The 22,211-nt window shown below is 46.2% G+C and carries 22 protein-coding genes and 1 riboswitch; of the genes, 14 read left to right on the top strand and 8 right to left on the bottom strand.

Going from position 1 to position 22,211, the window contains the following annotated elements; genetic code table 11:
* Positions 1-4: 4 nt before the first annotated feature.
* Genes murA through hisD form a run of 3 tightly spaced genes read left to right on the top strand, consistent with a single transcriptional unit; the run spans position 5 to position 3,238 of the window.
* A complete protein-coding gene (gene murA / locus XMA127_RS02945) occupies positions 5-1,267 on the top strand; it encodes a UDP-N-acetylglucosamine 1-carboxyvinyltransferase (protein ID WP_173483311.1) in 1,263 nt (420 codons plus the stop codon).
* 14 nt (positions 1,268-1,281) lie between these two features.
* The gene (hisG, locus tag XMA127_RS02950; RefSeq protein ID WP_173480528.1) at positions 1,282-1,926 is read left to right on the top strand and encodes an ATP phosphoribosyltransferase; all 645 of its coding nucleotides are present in this window, start codon (positions 1,282-1,284) and stop codon (positions 1,924-1,926) included.
* Position 1,927: 1 nt separating this feature from the next.
* A complete protein-coding gene (gene hisD / locus XMA127_RS02955) occupies positions 1,928-3,238 on the top strand; it encodes a histidinol dehydrogenase (RefSeq protein ID WP_173480529.1) in 1,311 nt (436 codons plus the stop codon).
* 20 nt (positions 3,239-3,258) lie between these two features.
* Here the strand turns inward: hisD and XMA127_RS02960 are convergent, their stop codons facing one another.
* A complete protein-coding gene (locus XMA127_RS02960; RefSeq protein ID WP_173483309.1) occupies positions 3,259-4,347 on the bottom strand; it encodes a S1C family serine protease in 1,089 nt (362 codons plus the stop codon).
* A 95-nt stretch (positions 4,348-4,442) separates the two neighbouring features.
* Between XMA127_RS02960 and XMA127_RS02965 the strand changes: the two genes are divergently transcribed.
* The gene (locus XMA127_RS02965) at positions 4,443-5,204 is read left to right on the top strand and encodes a Nif3-like dinuclear metal center hexameric protein (protein ID WP_173480531.1); all 762 of its coding nucleotides are present in this window, start codon (positions 4,443-4,445) and stop codon (positions 5,202-5,204) included.
* Positions 5,205-5,238: 34 nt separating this feature from the next.
* Here XMA127_RS02965 and XMA127_RS02970 read toward each other — a convergent pair whose 3' ends face one another.
* Positions 5,239-5,739 carry a ZapG family protein gene (locus XMA127_RS02970; RefSeq protein ID WP_173480532.1) on the bottom strand — a complete coding sequence of 167 codons (501 nt, stop codon included), beginning with the start codon at positions 5,737-5,739 and terminating at the stop codon, positions 5,239-5,241.
* A gap of 124 nt (positions 5,740-5,863) precedes the next feature.
* Here XMA127_RS02970 and XMA127_RS02975 point away from each other — a divergent pair, with 124 nt between their 5' ends.
* Positions 5,864-6,661 carry a helical backbone metal receptor gene (locus tag XMA127_RS02975; RefSeq protein ID WP_173480533.1) on the top strand — a complete coding sequence of 266 codons (798 nt, stop codon included), beginning with the start codon at positions 5,864-5,866 and terminating at the stop codon, positions 6,659-6,661.
* Positions 6,662-6,664: 3 nt separating this feature from the next.
* On the opposite strand, the gene XMA127_RS02980 is transcribed toward XMA127_RS02975, so the two are convergent.
* The 4 genes from XMA127_RS02980 to XMA127_RS02995 all read right to left on the bottom strand — a co-directional run bounded on the left by XMA127_RS02980 (position 6,665) and on the right by XMA127_RS02995 (position 10,745).
* On the bottom strand, positions 6,665-7,015 hold the full coding sequence (locus tag XMA127_RS02980; protein ID WP_173483927.1) for a hypothetical protein: 351 nt from the start codon (positions 7,013-7,015) through the stop codon (positions 6,665-6,667).
* Positions 7,016-7,033: 18 nt separating this feature from the next.
* Positions 7,034-7,594 (bottom strand): cob(I)yrinic acid a,c-diamide adenosyltransferase, encoded by a 561-nt coding sequence (locus XMA127_RS02985; protein WP_173498900.1) that lies wholly within the window; start codon positions 7,592-7,594, stop codon positions 7,034-7,036.
* Positions 7,595-7,597: 3 nt separating this feature from the next.
* Positions 7,598-9,469 carry a TonB-dependent siderophore receptor gene (locus XMA127_RS02990; protein WP_173498901.1) on the bottom strand — a complete coding sequence of 624 codons (1,872 nt, stop codon included), beginning with the start codon at positions 9,467-9,469 and terminating at the stop codon, positions 7,598-7,600.
* 124 nt (positions 9,470-9,593) lie between these two features.
* Positions 9,594-9,774: riboswitch (cobalamin riboswitch) on the bottom strand.
* A 71-nt stretch (positions 9,775-9,845) separates the two neighbouring features.
* Positions 9,846-10,745: a 2-dehydropantoate 2-reductase gene (locus XMA127_RS02995; RefSeq protein WP_173498902.1), complete on the bottom strand. Its 900-nt coding sequence runs from the start codon at positions 10,743-10,745 to the stop codon at positions 9,846-9,848.
* Between the two features lie 67 nt (positions 10,746-10,812).
* Here XMA127_RS02995 and XMA127_RS03000 point away from each other — a divergent pair, with 67 nt between their 5' ends.
* Positions 10,813-11,295, top strand: coding sequence for a YajQ family cyclic di-GMP-binding protein (locus XMA127_RS03000; protein WP_173480538.1), 483 nt, complete (start codon positions 10,813-10,815; stop codon positions 11,293-11,295).
* A gap of 66 nt (positions 11,296-11,361) precedes the next feature.
* Here the strand turns inward: XMA127_RS03000 and XMA127_RS03005 are convergent, their stop codons facing one another.
* Both XMA127_RS03005 and XMA127_RS03010 read right to left on the bottom strand, forming a co-directional pair.
* Positions 11,362-12,768: an MFS transporter gene (locus XMA127_RS03005; RefSeq protein ID WP_173498903.1), complete on the bottom strand. Its 1,407-nt coding sequence runs from the start codon at positions 12,766-12,768 to the stop codon at positions 11,362-11,364.
* A gap of 111 nt (positions 12,769-12,879) precedes the next feature.
* Positions 12,880-13,641, bottom strand: coding sequence for an SDR family oxidoreductase (locus XMA127_RS03010; RefSeq protein ID WP_173483302.1), 762 nt, complete (start codon positions 13,639-13,641; stop codon positions 12,880-12,882).
* Between the two features lie 441 nt (positions 13,642-14,082).
* On the opposite strand from XMA127_RS03010, the gene XMA127_RS03015 reads away from it, so the two are divergent.
* From XMA127_RS03015 to XMA127_RS03050, 8 genes are all read left to right on the top strand, one after another.
* Positions 14,083-14,586: an FxsA family protein gene (locus XMA127_RS03015; protein ID WP_173483301.1), complete on the top strand. Its 504-nt coding sequence runs from the start codon at positions 14,083-14,085 to the stop codon at positions 14,584-14,586.
* A 219-nt stretch (positions 14,587-14,805) separates the two neighbouring features.
* On the top strand, positions 14,806-15,099 hold the full coding sequence (locus XMA127_RS03020) for a co-chaperone GroES (RefSeq protein WP_173480542.1): 294 nt from the start codon (positions 14,806-14,808) through the stop codon (positions 15,097-15,099).
* A 47-nt stretch (positions 15,100-15,146) separates the two neighbouring features.
* Entirely contained in the window at positions 15,147-16,787 is a 1,641-nt protein-coding gene (groL, locus tag XMA127_RS03025; RefSeq protein WP_173480543.1) for a chaperonin GroEL, read from the top strand.
* 282 nt (positions 16,788-17,069) lie between these two features.
* Entirely contained in the window at positions 17,070-18,419 is a 1,350-nt protein-coding gene (locus tag XMA127_RS03030) for a substrate-binding protein (protein ID WP_173480544.1), read from the top strand.
* Between the two features lie 89 nt (positions 18,420-18,508).
* Positions 18,509-19,525, top strand: a complete 1,017-nt coding sequence (locus XMA127_RS03035; protein WP_173480545.1) for a branched-chain amino acid ABC transporter permease — start codon at positions 18,509-18,511, stop codon at positions 19,523-19,525.
* Position 19,526: 1 nt separating this feature from the next.
* Complete coding sequence (locus XMA127_RS03040; protein ID WP_173480546.1) at positions 19,527-20,642, top strand: branched-chain amino acid ABC transporter permease; 1,116 nt, start codon at positions 19,527-19,529, stop codon at positions 20,640-20,642.
* A gap of 22 nt (positions 20,643-20,664) precedes the next feature.
* Positions 20,665-21,420 carry an ABC transporter ATP-binding protein gene (locus XMA127_RS03045; RefSeq protein ID WP_173483300.1) on the top strand — a complete coding sequence of 252 codons (756 nt, stop codon included), beginning with the start codon at positions 20,665-20,667 and terminating at the stop codon, positions 21,418-21,420.
* The gene (locus XMA127_RS03050) at positions 21,417-22,175 is read left to right on the top strand and encodes an ABC transporter ATP-binding protein (RefSeq protein ID WP_173498904.1); all 759 of its coding nucleotides are present in this window, start codon (positions 21,417-21,419) and stop codon (positions 22,173-22,175) included. The genes XMA127_RS03045 and XMA127_RS03050 overlap by 4 nt, the downstream gene beginning before the upstream one ends.
* The last annotated feature ends 36 nt before the right edge of the window (positions 22,176-22,211 follow it).

Raw genomic sequence — 22,211 nt, forward strand, 5'->3', positions numbered from 1 at the left:
TCAGATGGATAAATTAATCATTGAAGGTGGCGCTCGTTTAGACGGCGAAGTGTGGATCTCTGGTGCAAAGAACTCTGCACTACCGATTCTTGCTGCAACCCTAGTCGCCAGTGAGCCAGTCACTATATGCAACCTGCCACACCTGCATGACATCACCACCATGCTTGAGCTGCTGCGTCGTATGGGCGTTGAGCTTACCGTGGGTGAGAAGATGAGTGTTGAGCTTGATCCCACTACGATCACCGAATTCACAGCACCTTATGAGTTGGTGAAAACCATGCGTGCTTCAATTCTCGTGCTTGGACCTCTATTAGCGCGACATGGACGTGCGCAGGTTTCATTGCCTGGTGGTTGTGCTATTGGTAGTCGTCCGGTCGATCTTCACCTGCGTGGCTTGGAAGCGATGGGGGCTCAGATTGAAGTCATGGATGGCTACATTGATGCTCGTGTTGATGGCCGCTTAAAAGGGGCTACGGTCTTTTTTGATACTGTGACGGTTACCGGTACCGAAAATATCCTATCAGCTGCAGTTTTGGCCGAAGGTGAAACGATCATTGAAAACGCGGCACGTGAACCCGAAGTGGTCGATCTAGCCAACTGCCTTATCGCTATGGGCGCTAAAATTTCAGGTGCTGGTACAGATACGATTCGTGTTCAGGGTGTAGAGACTCTTAAAGGGTGTACTCACTCAGTTATGCCGGATCGCATTGAGACCGGTACCTACCTAGTCGCTGGCGCTATCACTTCTGGTCGAGTGCGTACCCGTAATACTCGCGGTGATATTCTTGAAGCGGTTTTGAAAAAGCTTGAAGAGGCTGGTGCCAAAATCACACAAGGTGATGACTGGATCGAGCTGGATATGGAAGGCCGCCGTCCGAAAGCGGTCAGTGTTACTACAGCTCCATACCCGGCGTTTCCGACCGATATGCAAGCTCAGTTTGCAGCGCTCAACAGCATTGCTGATGGTGTGGGTCGAATCAAAGAGACTGTCTTTGAAAACCGCTTTATGCACATTCAAGAGATGATTCGTCTTGGAATGAAAGTAGTTATTGATGGTAATACCGCCACGATTGAAGGGGTCGAAAAACTTAAAGCGGCACCGGTTATGGCGACAGATCTTCGTGCATCAGCAAGTCTTGTACTCACTGGTTTGGTTGCAGAAGGCGAGACTCCAGTGGAGCGCATCTACCACATTGACCGTGGATACGAGTGTATCGAAGAGAAGATGCAGTCCTTAGGCGCTAAAATTCGCCGTGTTCCTGCTTAATAATTGGATTAGTGATGAAAGAGCAATTAACCATAGCGTTGTCTAAAGGTCGAATTCTTGAAGAGACCCTACCGCTTTTTGCTGCAGCGGGCATAGAGCCGACTGAAGATATTTTTAAAAGCCGAAAGCTCATCTTTGATACTAATCACGAGAATATTAAGCTAGTAGTGATTCGTGCGACCGATGTTCCAACCTACGTTGAGTACGGTGGTGCTGACATGGGTGTTGCCGGTAAAGATGTTTTAATGGAGCACGGCGGGGCTGGACTCTACGAACCCTTAGATCTGGAGATCTCTACCTGCCAACTTCGCGTAGCAGGAATGAAAGATGCTGAAGCGGTTGAAGGTCGGATGCGTGTTGCTACCAAGTTCGTCAACGTGACTCGTGAATACTTTGCTCGTCAAGGACGTCAGGTCGACATTATTAAGTTATACGGCGCGATGGAGTTGGCACCTATCATGGGTTTGGCCGATCGAATCGTAGATATTGTCGATACCGGTAACACATTACGTGCCAATGGCTTAGAAGCGATGGATCACATTGCTGATATCAGCTCTCGTCTCGTAGTAGGGCAGCCCTCTATGAAGATGAAGTACGATCTGATTCAACCAATTCTTGATCAACTAACACAAGCGGTTATTGATAAACGTGGAAAGTAATATGACTTCTCAAGTTAAACGTCTAAAAAGTTCACAAGCCGATTTCGATCAGCAACTTGATGCGATGTTGGCTTGGGAGAGTGTCTCAGATAAAGCCGTCAATGAGCGTGTTGATGACATCATTGCGCAGGTTCGAGCTATGGGTGATGAGGCGGTAGTTGAGTTAACCAATCGTTTTGATCGCACGTCTGTATCTGAGATCTCTCAGTTAGAGATGTCAAAAGCTCGTTTGCAGCAGGCACTTGAGGCTATTTCGCCAGAACAGCGTAATGCACTTGAAGTGGCTGCTGATCGTGTGCGTTCATACCACGAACGACAGCTCTCTCACTCTTGGCAGTACGAAGAGGCTGACGGCACGTTGTTAGGCCAGAAAGTAACCCCTATGGATCGCGTAGGTATCTACGTTCCTGGTGGTAAGGCGGCATACCCCTCTTCAGTTTTGATGAACGCAATGCCTGCGAAAGTAGCCGGTGTTGAAGAGATTATCATGGTTGTGCCGACACCGGATGGTGTTATCAATGAGATGGTTTTAGCCGCCGCAGCGATTGCTGGCGTCGATCGTGTCTTTACAATCGGTGGCGCACAAGCCGTTGCTGCTCTCGCTTATGGAACACAGACAGTGCCTCGAGTCGATAAAATAGTTGGTCCAGGTAACATCTATGTTGCTACAGCTAAGCGTGCGGTCTTTGGTGCTGTTGGTATCGATATGATTGCAGGACCTTCGGAAATTCTTGTGATTTGCGATGGCAAAACGGACCCAGATTGGGTTGCGATGGATCTCTTCTCTCAAGCGGAGCATGATGAAGACGCTCAGCCTATTTTGATCGCAACCGATGCCGCTTACATTGATCGTGTTGAACAGAGTATTGCCAAATTACTGCCTACTCTTGAGCGTGAGCAGATTATTTCAGCATCTTTAGCAGATCGTGCTCTATTGATTGAAGTTGCTGATTTGGATGAAGCGGCTGCACTCTCTAATAGAATTGCGCCAGAGCACCTTGAACTCTCTGTTGAAGACCCTGTCGCCTTGACTGAGAAGATTAAGCACGCTGGTGCCATCTTTATGGGTCGCTATACGGCAGAGGCTCTAGGTGATTATTGTGCGGGTCCGAACCACGTTCTGCCTACTTCAGGTACTGCGCGATTCAGTTCACCATTGGGAGTCTACGATTTCCAGAAACGCTCTTCACTGATCATGTTCTCTGCTGAGGGTGCATCAGAGATGGGCAAGGTTGCTTCTGTTCTAGCGCGAGGAGAGGGGCTAACAGCTCACGCTCGCTCTGCTGAGTACCGAATTAAGGACAACACTTAACTTAGTCTCCAAGCTGATGGTTATCGGCTTGGAGGTCTCTCACTGGTTGTCACCTCAAGTACCAACTCTTTGTTGTCCCTAAAGATCTTCATCTCTGTTACATCACCCGGTTTAACGCGAGCAATCTGATTCATTGATGCGACTCCGGAACCTTTAACGGGTTCACCGTTGATCGCTAATAAAACGTCACCCGGTTGTAGGCCTGCCAGCTCCGCAGGACTATTGCGATAGATGCCGGTTAACAACAAACCTTTGATGTCTCGTCTCAGACCAGAGGCCTCCGCCTCATTTGGAAGCATCGGACGAGCTTCCACGCCTACCCAGCCGCGAATGACTCGGCCATAACGGACTAGATTGGATAGAACATCTATGACTTGTTCAGTTGGAATGGCAAAGCCAATGCCCTGTGAGCCACCTGACTTTGAAAAAATGGCAGTATTGATGCCAACCAGATCGCCGGTGGCCGTGATCAGTGCACCACCGGAGTTGCCTGGATTAATAGCAGCATCGGTCTGAATAAAGTCCTCGTAGGTATTCAGCCCTAAACTGTGTCTGTCCATGCCAGAGATAATTCCTTGGGTAACGGTTTGCCCAACACCGAAAGGGTTCCCGATGGCCAGCACAACATCACCGATCGCTACACTGCTGGTTGGAAGCAGTGTTATGCCGGGTAGATTCTCCAGGTTTACTTTTAACAGTGCCAAATCTGATTCTGGATCGGTGCCGACAATGGAAGCCACTGCCTCACGTCCATCAATTAACGAAACGATGATCTGTTCAGCAGCAGCTACAACGTGGTTATTGGTCATGACGAAACCATCTTTGCTGATAATAACGCCAGAACCTAAACTTTGAGGGAGTGAAATCTGGTTGTTCTCATTTGTTTCTAAAGAGCGACCATAGATACTGACAACTGATGGCGCTGCCTTCTTCACGGCTTCAGAGTAGCTTGTAATCAATTGCGGCCCAGCTTGATCTGCGGGTGTGTTGATCAGCTTAATTTCGGTACTGTTAGAACCGCTGAGCTGTGGGAAGAATTGAACGATCAATACTGCCGCTAGAATGCCAGCCAGTGTTGGCCAAACCAAGGTGTTCAGATACTTGCCCATGTTAAATTGCTCTTACCAGCTTGTAATGATTACTGATTATAAGGCGATAGCGGGGTAAGATGTAACTTGAACACTATTTTTCTAAGAGGTATTCGGTGTCTGTCGCGTTGAAAGATCTTGTCAGTTACTGCAACGACTATTTATCCGTTGATCGGTTTAAAGACTACTGCCCCAATGGATTGCAAGTTGAGGGTAAGAGAAATGTCTCGAAAATTGTCAGTGGTGTTACAGCAAGCCAAGCGTTGATTGATGCGGCAATTGAAGCCGGTGCTGATCTTCTGTTGGTTCACCATGGTTACTTTTGGAAAGGGGAGTCCGAGCCATTAACCGGTATCAAAGGCAATCGCATTCGTACCCTGATGAAAAACGATATCAGCCTATTGGCTTATCATCTGCCTCTGGATGCGCATCCTGTAGTGGGAAACAATGCTCAGTTGGCTGAGATCATCGGCATGCAGATAGAAGATGGCATGGATCAGGGTAACCCGTTCAGCGTGGGAAATGTCGGGTCAATATCACAACCGATGAGTGCTCAAGCGTTTTCAGATTTAGTCTCCACAAAGCTGAGCCGTCAGGCTGAATTGGTGCTGGGTGACGATCGTTCTGTGCAACGCATTGCCTGGTGCACCGGATCGGCAGAACGCATGATAGAGCGTGCTGATCAGCTTGGGGCTGACCTTTTCATTAGTGGTGAGATCTCTGAGCCAGTGGTTCATTATGCCAGAGAAGCGGGTATTCACTACCTGTCAGCTGGACATCACGCGACGGAGCGTTACGGTGCAAAAGCGCTGGGAGAGCATTTGTCGAATGCTTTTGGTATCGAACATCAATTTATCGATATCGATAACCCCGCCTGATGTTGACTGGCTAATTAGCAATAAAAAAGAGCGCTTAGGCGCTCTTTTCGTCTCGGTTGTAAACCTTGGCGGGGTCCGCTGGGTTCTCAACAATTTCAGAGTGAAGTCCAAAGCTATCTGACAGTGTGCCAGGTTCATCTTCTCTCTTCGGAGCATAGTCTAGTGGCATTGATAGAGTCGGTGGCTCTGCTTGAGTGCTAGAAGCTGTAGACTTGTCTTCCAGTTGGCTGCCTGCACTGCTTTTTAGACTAGCAACCAGTTTTTCATCACGAACCAGTGTTTCAGCACTTTCGGCTAAATGCTGGTGCACTTTTTGGTATTGGTTGGTTAAGCCGTTCACAAGTTCAGCCGTCTTGCTGAAATGTTGGTTAACTTCATCACGGTAGCGCTCTAAATCAAGCTGAGCCTTCTCAAGATCGTTCGCAAGTTGTACTTCGCGTGAACCGTTACTGCCACTGCGGCCAAACAAGAAACCCAATAAAGTACCGATAATAAGCGCAGCGATTGCAATAACCCAAACAGTATTCTGATCCACGTTAACTCCTTTGTGTGACTCGAACTCTATCCGATAAGAATAAATGAAAGTCGCGCTAAAGCCCATGCTAAACTTGAGGCTTAATTCAATTATTGCTCAGTAATAAGTATTAATGAGGCTAGTTTTGCTGCTGCGCTTTCTGATTATTCTACTCATTCCTGCTTCGGCTCTAGCAGACCTTCGGTTGGTGGTGTTGTCGCCGGACCTTACTGAAAATATTTATGCACTGGGAAAAGGGGGTTGGGTTGTTGGTAGGGTATCTGCCGCGGATTACCCTAAAGAGATTTTAGATGTTCAAGTGATAGGGGACTACCAATCGCTCGATGCCGAAGCGATTGTGAAGTTAGATCCCGATTATGTATTGGCTTGGCAGGGGGGTAACCCCGAACGGCAGTTAACTTACCTTGAATCTCTGGGTCTGAATTTGATCAGGATTAAAGGCGATACTCTCACTGAGATACCTGCTCAGTTAACGGAGTTGGGTAGATTGCTCAATGCAGAGGCAGAGGCGAGTAATTTGATTGCCGAGTTTAATCGCCGCTTGGCCAGCAGCGCCGTCAAGGTAAAAGAGCCTAAGAGAGTTTTTTACCAACTATGGTCAGATCCGATGCTCACGCTTAACGCCCAATCGGTTGTTTCAGAAGCTGTGGATCATTGCGGTGGAGTCAATGTATTCAAAGATCGGCCTGAAATGGCACCGCAAGTCAGTATTGAATCGGTCATCGGTATGAATCCAGAGCTGATTTTAGCATCCGATGGTCTTCCCGATGCTTGGCAAGAGGCTTGGCAGCAGTGGCCATTTCTTGATGCGGTTAGGCACCAGAATCTCTATAAAATCAATTCTGATTATCTGCACCGTTTGACGATGAGAACTTTGGATGGAGTGGATGAGGTCTGTGAAATTTTGAGTCGCTTGGATTAACCACTACTCTGTTGCTTCATCTTTAGGTTTGTCGATCATTCCATCGATAAACGATTTGGTGTTTTCCCAAGCCTTTTTACCCAGATCTTTAGCTTGATCAGCCGTAAATCCTTCAATAAAGGATTTTGACTCTTCTAGTGCTTCTTCACCAAACTCTTTCGCTTTACCCGCCCCGATTTTAGCCGAACAGAGAGTTCTTTCAGCAACGCAACGCGAGATACAACCCGCTTTTTCAGCATCATTGGTAATGAAGCGAAGTTTACAGGATGCTTCGCACACATCTTGATCAAACGCACAGTCTGCAAAACTGGTTGTGCTGAAGGTAAGAAGCGTAAGAAAAGCCAGAAGGCGCATGGTTGGGTTCTCGATAGATTAATTTTTAGGTGAACGTTGTTGCCAGAGTATCTCTTCTTGTCCATCGCGTCGAGCTAGGACTCTGCCTAGTACAAACAGCAGATCCGACAGGCGGTTTATATAGGCTATGGCTTGCGGATTGACGCTACTCTCCTGTGCTAGCTCCACCAAGCCGCGTTCAGCTCGCCGGCAGACCGCTCGGGCGAGATGAGTGTGAGCCGCTTCAGGTGTTCCGCCTGGAAGAATGAAATTCTCTAGTGTTGGGAGGGTGTCGTTGTAGTGATCCAACACCTCTTCAAGCCAATTAACCATCTCGGGTGAAATAACCACATAGCTGTCATCAGCAATGGCAATCTCACCACCAAGATCGAACAGATCGTTTTGAATTCTGCGAAAGGTTGGCGATAGATCATCAGCTTCTGAAAGGTGTGAATCGATCACACCAATCAGACTATTTAACTCATCAACAGTACCCATCGCTTCAACACGCGGATGTGTCTTATGCACTTCTGCACCAGTGGCGAGTCGGGTAGTTCCTTTATCGCCAGTGCGTGTATAGATTTTGGTGAGTCGGCTCATTGTTTACTCAAAGTAATGTTTTGCAGTAATTGAAAAGTTTCTTTCAGTATTTGGATAATAACCAATAGTGCTTCCAGATAAACTAGCAGTATTGACCGATTTTTTGTCGAATATGTTGTTTAACTTAAAGCTGAACTCCCAGCTTTTTTGTTTCAATAAACTGCTGAAATTGAATGTGTTATAGCCCTTAATTTTATCGTAATTATTGAGGAAGTCTGCACCAATGTAACGGTCCCCGATATATTTCCAGTTTAAGTTATTAATCAAACCGTTGTCGGTTTTCCATGTGATTCCAGCATTTGCTGAGTGTTTTGCAGTTAAGGGAATTGTTTTGTTGGTGAAGTTGTGCTGATTTCCTAGATAGTCGGTATAAATAGCGGCTTGCTTTACTTTTGAATCTAAATAATCGTAACCCACGCTAAGGTCAGCTACTGCGTTAATATTTTTCTTAAGTGAAATGGATATGCCATTTCTCTCTGTTTTATCAAAGTTAGTTGTTAGATAGTTAGCACCATCATAAATTAGCTCATCATTCAGTATTAACGTATAAGCTTGAATTTGAGCAGTAGTACCTTGATCTTCAAACGTCAACGCTGCCTCATAAGAGTCGCCGGTTTGGGTTTTAAGTGCACTTGTTGAACCAGCATAAAGGTAATTGTTGTGCTCATCTACCAATGCGAATCTATAATTTTGGTCAGCCCTTAAATCAACACTCCAGTTTGGTGTTAGGTGTAATGTTAATCCAATGTTGCCAACAGTTTGATTGTCATTATTCTTTTGAGAAATCGGAGATGAATGAGTGTTGCCAACATGGGTGTATTCCATATATGCATGGCGTAATCCAGTGTTGATTGTGACTCTGTCGTTTATCTTTTGATCAAGAACAGCGTAAATGGCATAAATGTTTTGATCAATGTTCATCGGACCATAAGAAGACGAAAAAGCATAGTCTGTGTATGTGTAGTCGATGCCTGTTAGAAGGGTTGTGTCTTCGTTTAGATTGCTTGTAACTCTTGGGCTAAACGAGACGCTCTTTCTATCTTGATTGGTGTTATCAACAGAGCCGCCAATGTAAGCATTCGCATTAGTTTTTTCATTGTTTACAAATGCATCTAGGGTAATGGTATTAAAAGTGTCTATTGATTTTATGTGATTAAGTTTAATTGAGGTCCCTTTTTTATCGTACCAATCATCGGCATAAATATTCTGTGAAACTGTAGGATTGTTTAGAACATCGTCCACAGAACTTAATGGACCGCTGTTCAACCAGTAATCTTCAATTCGTTGAATTGAAATTTGTGTATCACCTAGCTGACTATTTTTCTCAAAATTAATATTCAATTTCTTCAAGTTAGAGTCGTTGTGGTCTCTAAAATTATTAGCCTCTGTTTTTTCTAGGGTGAAGTTGAATGAACTATCTTTTGATAAATAGTCACCAGCTGATGCTCTAATGGTGCTTCTTTCAAAACTGCCAACTTCTACTGATGCGCTGTTATGGCGTCTATTGTTCTTTTTTGTGATGATGTTAATAACTCCACCAACAGCTTCATGTCCATATAGGACTCCAGAACTTCCTTTTATGATTTCAATTCGATCTATCTGTTTTAGGTTGAACATATTTAGATCTATTGAAGATTGGTCAGCAGCGCGGTTAATTTTTTGACCATCAATTAGAATGACAGTATTGAAAGAGCTGAATTCTCCAAACCCTCTCATATCTATATTCCCTTTGCCGTTCACTCCAGAACTGTCAGTGATTTGAATGAAGCTCTGTTGGCGGAGAATATCGGTTAAAGTAGAAGCGCCACTATTCAAAATTTCATCTGCGGTTATAACAGTCTTAGCAGCAGGAAGTCCGATTGTTGATGATTCCATTCTGCTCCCTGTGACGAAAACCTTCAGTGGATTCGCCAAGGCACAAGAAGAAGCAGTCGACGCTGCCAGTAAAAGGGTCGTAAATAATTTCATGATCTCTCTCGATGCGCCCACCGCGCATGGTTGGATGGAATTGAGAGTGGGCCGGTATCCGGGCTTGGAGGTCTCTATCTCAACGCCTTCCCAGCTGTCGCCAGTGGCATGATGTTGAAATAACCGTCCTTACCGTTGCGGGGGCAGCGTCAGTTTTTCACTGAACTTCCCGTTTAACCCCATTAAAGGGCACCAACTCCGATGAGTGACGCGCATTGTATCAGCGCGGCTAGGTAAGGCAACTTGAATCGATTCAAGCGATGTTGAATGCTATTCACTCCTGTTAACGACCGGCAAGCGTTAGGCTTTGGATGGTATTCAGCATCTCTTGGTTATGGGGAACATCGATTGCGTACTTTTTAGCGAGGTCCACAATGGCCCCGTTAATATGCTCAACTTCTGTGCGCCGACCCTTTGCGACATCCTGCAACATGGATGATCGGTTTCTATAGGTTAATTCGGAAACGCTTTTAACTTCTTCAATCAGTGGTGTGTGACGATCAACCCCCATCTTGCGTTCAAGCTGTTCAATTTCCTTTGCTAGGTTGGTTGTCAGTTTTGCCCGCTCTTCTGTCGAGAATATTTCGCCATTAGTGCATTTATGTATGGCAGTGACAGGATTTATACAGCAGTTTATCGCGACTTTTCGCCATAAGATGGTATCGATATCATCGATCCAGTCAGCTCCAGAAAGCGGTGATTCTTTACTATCAATTTTTTTGTTAAGGCTTCCGATTAGCGTAGTGCCTTTTGCCGCATGAACTGTATGAAAAGGAGCTAGATTAAAAGCACCATCGGTCGTACTGGCAAATAGAATGTTGTGATCTGGAAAGGTCTCTTGAATCGTCTGTTGTACGCCGTAGCCATTGATCATAACGACGATGGTGGCATCGCTCGCTAACTGGTTCTTAACCCTGTTAATGGCATCAAGTGCATCAAACGCTTTAGTAGTGATTAGTAAATGTGTAATGGTGTCTGAAAGATCTTCTGCCCAGGTCGCTTTGCATTGAACCACTCTCAACTCTTTATTAGGGCTCTCAACACGAAGTGATTGTTCGTTGTGATTGAAGGCGTCGACCTGCTCAGAGGAGCGGAGTATTAATGTGATCGCTTCGCCTTGTCGATGTAATCGATCAGCCCAAAGGCTGCCAATCGCACCTGCACCAATAATATGCCAAGTCACACGTACCACTCCTAATGAAAAAAGGTATTATATCGACCATTCATTCGTTTTAAGAGAGGAGAGGGCGATGCCATCGTTCGATATTGTTTCTGAAGTAGATTCTCATGAAGTGGCTAATGCGGTCGATCAAGCGAATCGTGAGATCTCAACACGTTTTGACTTTAAGGGCGTGGATGCCAGTTTTGAGCTAGACGGTGAGTCGGTTAAAGCGGTTGCTGAAGCGGACTTTCAGTTAAAGCAGATGATCGATGTGCTTCGAGCAAAATTGGTTAATCGTAAGATCGATCCAAACTGCATGGACATTCAAAAAGCTGAGCAGAATGGTAAACAGGCTCGCCAGACGATTGTTCTTAAGCAAGGTCTAGATCAGGCGGCGAACAAGAAGCTAGGTAAATTGATCAAGGACTCAAAGCTAAAAGTTCAGACTCAAGTGCAAGGCGAACAACTGCGTGTCACCGGTAAGAAACGTGATGACCTTCAAGCGGTCATGGCGCTGCTGCGTGAGTCAGATTTTGAACTGCCTTTACAGTACAAAAACTTCCGCGACTAGAGGTTACGCTCAATAAAAAAGCGACGTCTGAAAAGAGGTCGCTTTTTTGTTTCTTAAGAGTCGTGATCAGCTTTGCTCACGTTGATTCTGTTCTAGGGTCTTGGCTTGAGCTACCTCCAGTTTGTCGCGCAGCATCCACAGCATGACCAGTGATGGAATGACCATCAAGAAGGTGATGACAAAGAACATTGACCAGTTACCATCAAGACCATCTACCATGGTGCCACTGAAGCTCGCCAGCGTTGTACGACCGAGGTTGCCCAGCGACGCGAGTAGGGCGTATTGAGTCGCACTGAATGCACGTCCTGTCAGTGCTGTAAGGAAGGCCACAAAGGCAACTGTTGAGAAAGCGGTAGTAAAGTTGTCGACGATAATGGTTGCTGCAAACAGCCACTCTACCGGCCCAACTTCTGCTATCAGTGCGAACATTAAGTTAGAAGCGCCCATTGCAATACCACCAATCATAAGCCCTTTAAGCACACCGAAGCGAACGTTGATGGCGCTGCCGATGAGTGTGAACACCACCGTCGCGATCCAGCCTAGCATCTTGGTGTATTCACCAATCTGCTCGTTGGTGAAGCCAACCTCTTTATAGAAGACCACTGACATCCGGCCCAAGAAAGCCTCGCCAATCTTAAACATAAAGATAAAGGCAATTAGGGTGATGGCTACCGATAGACCGTTTCGGCGAATAAAATCGGCAAAGGGTTCAATGACCGTAACTGCGAACCAACTGGCGAAGCGACCTAAACCAAAGCGGTTTTGGTAGTTCTCTTCCAGTTTGCTCTGAAGGTTGGAGCGGCGATCGACCGGTTCACTCACTAACAGAGTAAATACCATTAGTAGCCCCATTATTACTGCCATAACACCGTAGACACCGTTCCAACCCATTGAGTCGGCATTAACGAAGGCTAGGTAGCCTGGAAGCGAGTAGCCAGTCCACCAGCCGACAACGGCCATAGCTGAAGCGGGCGGCATCTTCGTGGTTTCATTGATATCAAACTGGTCGATACGAAAGGCATCGACTGCAATATCTTGGGTGGCCGATGCGATGGCAATCATCAATGCGATCAGAGAGATGTAGAGCATGCCCGGCACTTTACCAGACTCTGTGGTTGGTTCTCCCATCGCGGAATAGGCACTGCTTGGGTCTGCCTGAGTGATTAGCAGAATCATAAACAGCATGATGCCCTGACATAAAAATATCCAAGAGCGGCGTTGTCCTAAACGGCTTAAAACCGGCAGGCGAACACGATCGACCAAAGGGGCCCATAAAAAGTTAAATGCATAGACGGCAAAGATCGAACCGAAGAAACCGATGGCGGTTCGAGATAGGCCCTCATCTTTGAGCCAACCGCTCATGTTGGAGCCGATTAGAACCCAGGGGAAGCCGGAGCTACACCCCATCAAGAAGACCCAAAGTAGGCGCTTATCTTTATAAACTCGAAGGGTATCGATCCAGTTTGTTAACATTTTTTATAGCATCCTTAAAACTTAAAGTTGATGCTATCAATTCGTGTATGAACGGTAAATGAAGCAATAAAAAAGCCGGCAGAAGCCAGCTTTTTTAGAGAGCGATTCGAATTAGATTCGAAGACCGCCATCAACCTCGAAACAACGACCTGATACATAGTCGTTTTCAAGGATGAAAGAGACTGTGTGAGCGATCTCTTCAGGTTTGCCAAGACGTTTAGCCGGGATGCCCGCAGCGATTTTCTCGCGTGCTTCCTCTTTCATCGCCATAACCATCTCAGTACCGATGTAGCCTGGTGCAATCGATGCTGCACGGATACCGTAGCGAGCAAGTTCTTTCGCCCAAGTAACGGCCATCGCTTCAACACCTGCCTTAGTCGCGGTGTAGTTGGTCTGACCCATGTTGCCACTGCGCGAGATAGAAGAGATGTTGATAATGCAGCCCTCTTGCTTGTTTTTGATCATTTGTGCCGCAGCTTCACGGGCACAAAGGAAAGTACCAGTAAGGTTTACATCCATTACTAGGTTCCACTGATCCATGCTCATTTTCGAGACGATTTCGCCATCTTTTACTTTGATGAATAGACCGTCACGTGTGATGCCAGCATTGTTAACAAGACCGTTTAAGCCACCCATATCAGCAACCACCGATTCGAATAGAGCTTCAACTTCAGCCTCTTTAGAGACATTACATACGTAAGTGCGGCCATCGCTGCCAGCAGCTTTTACTTGATTGAGAGTCTCATCAAGGTCTTCTTGGTTAAGGTCTACCAGTGCAAGACGTGCACCTTTGTTTGCTAGCTCAAGTGCCATTGCACGGCCAAGACCACGACCACCACCAGTGATCACTACTACTTTATCTTTTAGATCCATTTCCGGACTCCTACCAACAATCTAATATTTTCAGCGCTTAAGGCTGATTGCTGCCTGTTTTTATTTTGCGTTGCAGCTAGTGCACTGCACAAACTAAGCCTTCTGCAGTGCAAAATCCATAGCTTTTGTGGAGTTTTTTAAAAATTGAAAAGAATTGTTTGCAGAGGTTCGGGTCAAACCCTTTTTTGTGCATTTAAGTAATTGAATTTATTGTTTATTCAAGTTGGTTATACCCATCATTATTGGTATTAGACATAGGTAAAAGGCCACTGCAAAAAAGTGATATTGCGCTGCAAAAGCCCAGTTGTAGTCCGGTTGTGGCTCGAATGTAGCCCATATGTAAATAGTTGCCTGAATGTAAATTTAAGTTAAACCACCTGTTGTTCTCTTTAGATTTCTTTTAAGCCTTGATAGCCTTTGTTAAAACAGAGCGAGAACAGCATGCCAATACTCTTTATTATCTTTGTCGTAATCCCCGTTATTGAAATCACCATCCTTATAAAGGTCGGTCAAGCGATTGGTGGCTGGTATACCGTGGGCCTGGTTCTGCTGTCAGCTTTTATCGGGGTAAATATGTTGCGTTATCAGGGTGTGACGACTCTGTTAAAAGCTCGCAGTCGTATTGAGAGTGGAGAGATTCCGCTATCAGAAATGAGAGATGGGATATTGATAGCGATAGGCGGAGCCCTTTTGGTTACTCCTGGGTTTGTGACCGATGTAATTGGTTTCTCCTGCCTGTTGCCATTCACTCGTGGCCTGTTTTTTAATCTTTTCGGACAACGCATAAGTGATGCGTTTACTAAGAGTGGTGGGCAAGCACACTTTTACTCATCGACCCAGAACTCCCAGGATCCCTTCTCTCAAAATAGAAGTGACATCATTGATGGTGATTTTGTTGAGGTGAATGACCCATCAAGCAATAACGACGACAAACGGTTGCACTAATTTACACTGGGTTGTCCATTAATAAGTCCTGCACTTTCTGCTTATGGCTTGCTAAGACCTAAGTTGGAAATTTAAATTTTTTTCAGCTTGGGTGTTGAAATCTTTTCCCCCCTCCCCAATTAAATATTTCACCTAAGAATTGTCGGTGAATTATTGGTTCACTGGCTTTAAACAAAAAACCAACATCGTATTGGATCCTAGATTCAGGAGAAGAACCAGATGAAAATTCGTCCACTTCATGACCGTGTAGTAGTTCGTCGTAGCGAAGAAGAAGCTACTTCGGCTGGCGGTATCGTATTGCCAGGTGCAGCTGCAGAGAAACCAAACCAAGGTGAGGTTGTCGCAGTAGGCGCTGGTCGTGTCACTAATGATGGCCAGGTTGTTGAGCTGTCTGTCAAAGTCGGTGACAAAGTGATCTTTGGTCAGTACGCGGGCACTAACACTATCAAAGTAGATGGTGAAGAGCTGCTGATCATGCAAGAGAGCGAAATTTACGGCGTACTAGAAGCCTAATTCGTTTTACTGGTAAAGAATTGAATAAATTTAAAGGATTCTAAGAAATGTCTGCTAAAGAAGTACTCTTTGGAAATGATGCTCGTCAGGGCATGCTTGCTGGCGTAAACGTTCTAGCAAATGCGGTTAAAACAACTCTAGGCCCTAAAGGTCGTAACGTTGTACTAGAAAAATCATTTGGTGCACCAACAGTGACTAAAGATGGTGTCTCAGTCGCTAAAGAGATCGAACTTAAAGATAAGTTCGAAAACATGGGCGCACAGATGGTTAAAGAAGTAGCCTCTAAAGCTAACGACGTTGCTGGTGACGGTACTACGACTGCAACTGTTCTAGCTCAAGCGATTGTTAATGAAGGTCTTAAGTCTGTTGCAGCGGGAATGAACCCAATGGATCTTAAGCGTGGTATCGATAAAGCGGCTGCTGCTGTAGTTGCTCAGCTTGCTGAAATGGCTGTGCCATGTGCTGATTCTAAAGCGATTGCTCAGGTTGGTACTATCTCTGCAAACTCTGACGCTGAAGTGGGTAACATCATTGCAGAAGCGATGGAGCGTGTAAGCCAAGATGGTGTTATCACTGTTGAAGAAGGTTCTGGTTTCGAAAACGAACTAGACGTTGTTGAAGGTATGCAGTTCGATCGCGGTTACCTATCTCCTTACTTCGTAACTAACCAAGACTCTATGGTTGCTGAACTAGAAGATCCATTCATTCTTCTAGTTGATAAGAAGATCTCTAACATCCGTGAGCTGCTTCCAGCACTTGAAGGTGTTGCTAAATCATCACGTCCACTGCTTATCGTAGCGGAAGACGTTGAAGGTGAAGCGCTAGCGACTCTTGTAGTGAATACTATGCGCGGCATCGTGAAAGTGTGTGCTGTTAAAGCGCCTGGTTTTGGTGATCGTCGTAAAGCAATGCTAGAAGATATCGCTATTCTTACTGGTGGTCAGGTGATCTCTGAAGAGGTGGGTCTGAGCCTAGATGCAGTTGAACTTGAGCAGCTTGGTCAAGCTAAGCGCGTAGAGATTAGCAAAGAGAATACTACCATTGTTGACGGTGCTGGCGCTAAAGCAAACATCGACGCTCGCGTTCAAGCGATCCGTGTACAGATGGAAGATACTACATCTGAATACGACAAAGAGAAGATGCAAGAGCGTGTTGCTAAGCTAGCAGGCGGTGTTGCAGTGATCAAAGTGGGTGCTGCGACTGAAGTTGAGATGAAAGAGAAGAAAGCTCGTGTAGACGATGCACTTCACGCAACTCGTGCAGCCGTTGAAGAGGGTATCGTTCCTGGCGGTGGTGTTGCTCTGATTCGCTCACTTCAGGCTGTCGAGAGCCTAGAGGGTGACAACCATGATCAGACGATCGGTATTCAGCTAGCACTACGTGCAATGGAAGCACCACTTCGTCAAATCGTAGCAAACGCAGGTGGTGAGCCATCAGTGGTTGTCAACGAAGTTCGTAACGGTAAAGGTAACTACGGTTACAACGCGGGTACAGAAGTCTACGGCGATATGCTTGAGATGGGTATCATCGACCCTGTTAAGGTAACTCGTTCGTCACTTCAGGCGGCAGCGTCAATTGCGGGTCTAATGATTACGACTGAAGCGATGGTTGCTGAGATCCCAGAAGATAAGCCAGCTATGGGTGCACCTGATATGGGTGGCATGGGTGGTATGGGCGGCATGATGTAATCATCCCCCCCAAATGTGAAGCCCCGAGCGGTCAGCCGCTCGGGGTTTTTTTATGTCTATAATTCAGTAGTTGAAGAGGTTCTTTATACCGCTAAGTTTTTGTATTTACTTTAATATTTTTACTTTGGTTATAGGTTGGTATGAGATTTCATATCTTGAAAGAGTTTTCCTAGTACATTGGTCTAAATCAACCTTTAGTAGGGTAGTCACTCAGTGTTGACTCTAGTAGTTTGCAGTTTCCGATTGTAATAAAAACAAACCCAACAACGGAGTTACAAAGTAATGACTGATAAGACTCAAGGCGTTTCACGCCGTACGGTACTTAAAGGCACTGCAGCTTCTGCAGCGGCTATCGCAGTACCAAGCTTCTACATCCCAACTGCTTCTGCTGCAGGTTCGTTCCGTAACGACCCTAAGGCTTCTGGTAAGTGTGTCCTAGGTTTTAACGTACCTCAATCAGGCGCTTACGCAGATGAGGGTGCAGACGAACTACGCGCATTCAAACTTGCTGTTAAACACCTTAACGGCGAAGGCGATGGCGGCATGATGCAAACCATGAAACCAATGAACCTTAAAGGTAACGGTATTCTTGGTATGAAAGTTGAGTACGTAACTGGTGATACTCAGACTAAGTCTGACGCAGCACGTGCATCGGCTAAACGTATGATCGAGAAAGATGGCGTTATCATGTTCTCTGGTGGTTCATCTTCAGGTGTAGCTATCGCAGTTCAGGCTCTAGCTGAAGAGATGGGTACCATCTTCATGGCAGGTCTAACACACTCAAACGATACAACTGGTAAAGACCGTCGTCGTCACGGTTTCCGCCACATGTTCAACTGTCACCAATCAGCACTAGCGCTACGTCCAGTACTTAAAAACGAGTACGGTACAGATCGTCAGGTTTACCACCTAACAGCTGACTATACTTGGGGCTGGTCTCAGCAGGACTCTATCGAGAAGGGTATGGCTGCTGAAGCAAACTGGAACACAGTTGCTAACGTTAAAACACCAGTAGGTGCAGGTGACTTCTCTCAGTACATCACACCAATCCTAAACTCTGGTGCAGATACTCTTATCCTTAACCACTACGGCGGTGACATGGTTAACTCTTTGACTCAGGCGATTCAGTTCGGCCTGAAAGATAAGCAAGTTAACGGTAAGGACTTCCAGATCATCGTTCCTCTATTCTCTCGTCTAATGGCGAAAGGTGCGGGCGACAACATGAAGGGCATCCTAGGTTCTACAAACTGGAACTGGAAGCTAACTGACGAAGGTTCTAAAGCATTTGTTAAGTCGTTCGGTCAGGAATACGGTTTCCCACCATCACAGGCTGCTCACACTTGTTACGTACAGACTATGCTTTACGCAGATGCTGTTGAGCGTGCTGGTACTTTCGATCCACAAGCAGTTATCGCTGCTCTTGAAGATCACGAGTTCGATGGCATGGGTAACGGTGCTTCTCTATACCGTAAAGCGGACCACCAGGTAATGAAGAATGGCCTAGTGGTACGCGGTAACATGAACCCAACATCTGACTTCGACCGTCTTGAAGTATTGGATGTGGTTTCACGTGAGAAGCTTACTTACGATCCAAACGAAGGCCCATTCGCCGGCGGCGCTCAGTGGTCTTAATCCAAGTGTAATTTTAATTACACCTTGGCACGCGAAGGGGTCCAAGGGACCCCTTCGTTTTTTATTAGCTTTTTTGGAGATTCATAGCTGTGGATGCAATAATCCTCCAGATCTTGAACGGTCTAGATAAGGGTGGTGCTTATGCACTGATTGCCCTAGGTCTAACGTTGATTTTCGGTACCTTAGGTGTCGTGAACTTTGCTCACGGTGCTCTTTTCATGTTGGGTGCTTTCGTCGCAGTTTCAGTTCGCGAAGTACTTACTATTTCAACAAAAGTTAAAGATGAGTCGGTTACTTTCTTTGAAGCATTCAAAGAGATCCCATACCTAGAGCTCTGGCTCGGTGATACGGGTAGAGCCATTATCGACTGGTCTGTTCCAATATCGATTTTAATCGCTATACCTATCATGCTTGTGATTGGCTTGGTGATGGAGCGTGGTCTAATTCGCCACTTCTACCGTCGCGCACATGCTGATCAGATCCTTGTAACTTTCGGTCTTGCGATCGTTATTCAAGAGATCATCAAAGCTATCTACGGTGCAAACCCGATTCCACAGCCAGCACCAGAAATGTTTGAGGGTACAGCGAACATCGGCGCACTCTTGGGCTTAGGTGACAATATCGTCTACCCGAAATGGCGTCTTGTTTATTTAGGCTTTGCTGCGATTGTCATCGCTGCAGTGTTTGCCTTCTTGCAGTTTACAACCTTTGGTATGGTGGTTCGTGCCGGTATGGCGGATCGTCAAACGGTTCAGTTGTTGGGTATCAACATCACCAAACGTTTCAGTATCGTCTTCGGTCTAGCTGCGGTCGTCGCAGGTTTGGCAGGTTTGATGTACACACCAATACTCTCTCCTAACTACCACATGGGTATGGACTTCCTAGTTCTGTCATTCGTGGTTGTAGTAGTGGGTGGTATGGGTTCACTACCGGGTGCGGTAGCGGCAGGTTTCCTACTCGGTATCCTCCAATCGTTCGCATCGATGAACGAAATCAAACAAATCATCCCAGGTATCGACCAGGTAATTATCTACCTAGTTGCAATGATCGTACTGCTCGTTCGTCCACGTGGTCTAATGGGTCGCAAGGGTGTAATGGAGGACTAAGATGCATATTGATAAATTTACACCTAAATCAGACATGATGATGCTGCTGGGCTTTGCAGCAGCCGTCCTGCTAATGCCACTTTGGCTTCAGCCATTCGGTGCAGCCTACCCAGACTTAATGCAGCGTTTCGCTATCTTCGGTCTGTTCGCAATTGGCTTTAACATTCTATTCGGTCAGACAGGTTACCTGTCGTTTGGTCACGCAGCGTTTATCGGTGTGGGGTCTTACACAACGGTTTGGATCTTCAAGCTGTTTACACTGAACATCCTTCCAGCGATGGTTGCCGGTGTTGTGGTGTCAGGTATCTTCGCCCTAGTTATTGGTTTCATCTGTCTTCGTCGTACAGGTATCTACTTCTCGATCCTGACACTGGCTTTAGCTCAGATGAGTTACAACCTTGCTTACTCTGTACTCACACCTATCACCATGGGTGAGACAGGTCTGCAGGTTGAAGCGGCTGACCCACGTGCTTGGGATGCGCCTCTAGCTGAAGGTGCGGTACCTCGTACCAACCTATTCGGCATTGAGATGACAGACTTTGGTGGCCTAGCAGGCTTCTACATCTGTGCAGCATTCTTGATTGTTGGTTTTTATGTCGCTCTACGTATCACTCGTTCACCTTTCGGTTCGATGCTACGTGGCCTTAAAACTAACCAAAACCGTATGTCATACACAGGTTTGAACACTCGCCCATATGCACTGGCAGCGTTTGTAATATCAGGTATGTATGCGGGTCTTGCTGGTAGCTTAATGGCAGCGATGGACCCTCTAGCGGGTGCGGAGCGTATGCAGTGGACTGCATCAGGTGAGGTTGTTCTTATGACAATCCTTGGTGGTGTCGGCACATTGGTTGGCCCGTTCCTTGGTGCGGTAGCTATCAAGTACTTCGAGAACATCTTCTCTGCTATCGATGGTGCAGTTCTGACTAGTGCTCTAGATTTCCTACCAGACTTCTTGGTTTCTGGCCTTGTTCCAGTACTGTCTCTGTTCGTAGGTAAAGGTTGGCACCTAACGCTAGGTCTAATCTTCATGCTGGTCGTTATCTTCCTGCCTGGTGGCATCATGGAAGGTTACCGTCGAATCAAAGCTCGCTTCTCGAAGCAGGGCGAAGAGTAACTCAAGCTAACAGGATATTTATATGTCAGTACTAGAAATCTCTGGCGTAAACAAAACATTCGGTGGCTTGAGAGCACTGGATGACGTCAACTTAAAAATTGAAGAGAAAACCGTTCATGCGGTCATCGGTCCGAATGGTGCCGGTAAATCAACACTGCTGAACGCAGTCATTGGTAAGTTGATTCCAGATAACGGCACGATTTCGTTCTCTGGTAACAGCATGATTGGCCTTAAGCCACATAAGATTAACCAGTTGGGTATTTCACGCGTATTTCAGACTCCTGAGATCTTTGCTGATCTTACGATCATGGAAAACATGATGATCCCACTGTTGGCTCACCGCGATGGCGAATTCAAGCTAAATGCTTGGAAACGTTCTGATCAGGATGCAGACCTGCAAGAGAAGGCTGCTAAATACCTAGAGTATGTGAACATGCTAGGTAAATCTGATACTCACGCGGGCAGCATGAGCCGTGGTGATAAGCGTCGTCTTGAGTTGGCAATGTGTCTCTCTCAAGAGCCAAAACTACTACTTCTTGATGAACCAACCGCGGGTATGGCACGTGCCGATACCAACAACACCATCGATCTGTTGAAGAAGATCAAAGCGGATGGAATGACGATGGTCATCATCGAGCACGATATGCATGTAGTCTTCTCACTCGCTGATAAAGTGAGTGTAATGGCAGCAGGTCACGTGATCGTTGAGGGTTCTCCAGATGAAATTAAAGTGAACCCTAAAGTTCGTGAAGCATACTTGGGAGGAGCGGAAGTATGACCAATACAGTCGCAACTGAAGCCGTTAGAACTCAAAACCTGGGTACACCGGTTACCTACTGTTCTATCCACGATATTCATGGTTACTACGGTGAGTCTTACATCGTTCAGGGTGTGAGTTTCAATATCCATGAGGGTGAGATTCTTGCTCTACTTGGCCGTAACGGTGCCGGTAAAACATCGACGTTGCGTACCATCGCACGTTGTGATGACCCAGTATTGAAAAGCGGTGAGATCTGGTTGGATCACCAAAATATTCACGAAATGACAGCGTATGAAGCGTCACAAGCGGGTATTGCACTGGTTCCTGAAGATCGCTGCATCATTCCTGGTTTGACGGTAGAAGAGAACCTGCAGCTGGCTCAAATTGCGCCTCCTAAAGGTTGGAATATCGAACGCATCTACGAGCTATTCCCTCGTTTGGGTGAGCGTCGTAACCAAGAGGGCGTCACGCTTTCAGGTGGTGAGCAGCAGATGCTTGCGATCGGTCGCGCGCTCTGTCGAGATATCAAAGTTCTACTTCTTGATGAACCTTATGAAGGTCTGGCTCCGGTTATCGTGCAAGAGATTGAGCGTACCCTGCGTGAGATCAAAGAGCTGGGTATTACTACCGTGATTGTCGAGCAGAATGCAATTGCTGCACTGAAGCTTGCAGATCGCGCAGTGATCCTTGATACCGGTAACGTTGTATTCGACGGAACCGCTCAAGAAGTTCTTGATAACGAAGCACTTCGTAACGAGTACCTAGCGATTTAATCGCGCTCTTATCAGTACTCCACCTGTGCCCAGCTT

This window comes from Marinobacterium sp. xm-a-127 (assembly GCF_013283425.1).
GTDB lineage: Bacteria > Pseudomonadota > Gammaproteobacteria > Pseudomonadales > Balneatricaceae > Marinobacterium_E.

Bases quoted from the DNA above. Each gene is read 5' to 3' on its own strand.
- hisD (WP_173480529.1), top strand. From the start codon at position 1,928: ATGACTTCTCAAGTTAAACGTCTAAAAAGTTCACAAGCCGATTTCGAT.
- XMA127_RS03020 (WP_173480542.1), top strand. From the start codon at position 14,806: ATGAAAATTCGTCCACTTCATGACCGTGTAGTAGTTCGTCGTAGCGAA.
- XMA127_RS02980 (WP_173483927.1), bottom strand. From the start codon at position 7,015: ATGCGCCTTCTGGCTTTTCTTACGCTTCTTACCTTCAGCACAACCAGT.
- XMA127_RS03040 (WP_173480546.1), top strand. From the start codon at position 19,527: ATGCATATTGATAAATTTACACCTAAATCAGACATGATGATGCTGCTG.
- XMA127_RS03010 (WP_173483302.1), bottom strand. From the start codon at position 13,641: ATGGATCTAAAAGATAAAGTAGTAGTGATCACTGGTGGTGGTCGTGGT.
- XMA127_RS03050 (WP_173498904.1), top strand. From the start codon at position 21,417: ATGACCAATACAGTCGCAACTGAAGCCGTTAGAACTCAAAACCTGGGT.
- hisG (WP_173480528.1), top strand. From the start codon at position 1,282: ATGAAAGAGCAATTAACCATAGCGTTGTCTAAAGGTCGAATTCTTGAA.
- XMA127_RS03045 (WP_173483300.1), top strand. From the start codon at position 20,665: ATGTCAGTACTAGAAATCTCTGGCGTAAACAAAACATTCGGTGGCTTG.
- XMA127_RS03005 (WP_173498903.1), bottom strand. From the start codon at position 12,768: ATGTTAACAAACTGGATCGATACCCTTCGAGTTTATAAAGATAAGCGC.
- XMA127_RS02960 (WP_173483309.1), bottom strand. From the start codon at position 4,347: ATGGGCAAGTATCTGAACACCTTGGTTTGGCCAACACTGGCTGGCATT.
- groL (WP_173480543.1), top strand. From the start codon at position 15,147: ATGTCTGCTAAAGAAGTACTCTTTGGAAATGATGCTCGTCAGGGCATG.
- XMA127_RS02985 (WP_173498900.1), bottom strand. From the start codon at position 7,594: ATGAGCCGACTCACCAAAATCTATACACGCACTGGCGATAAAGGAACT.
- XMA127_RS03015 (WP_173483301.1), top strand. From the start codon at position 14,083: ATGCCAATACTCTTTATTATCTTTGTCGTAATCCCCGTTATTGAAATC.
- XMA127_RS03000 (WP_173480538.1), top strand. From the start codon at position 10,813: ATGCCATCGTTCGATATTGTTTCTGAAGTAGATTCTCATGAAGTGGCT.
- murA (WP_173483311.1), top strand. From the start codon at position 5: ATGGATAAATTAATCATTGAAGGTGGCGCTCGTTTAGACGGCGAAGTG.
- XMA127_RS03030 (WP_173480544.1), top strand. From the start codon at position 17,070: ATGACTGATAAGACTCAAGGCGTTTCACGCCGTACGGTACTTAAAGGC.
- XMA127_RS02990 (WP_173498901.1), bottom strand. From the start codon at position 9,469: ATGGAATCATCAACAATCGGACTTCCTGCTGCTAAGACTGTTATAACC.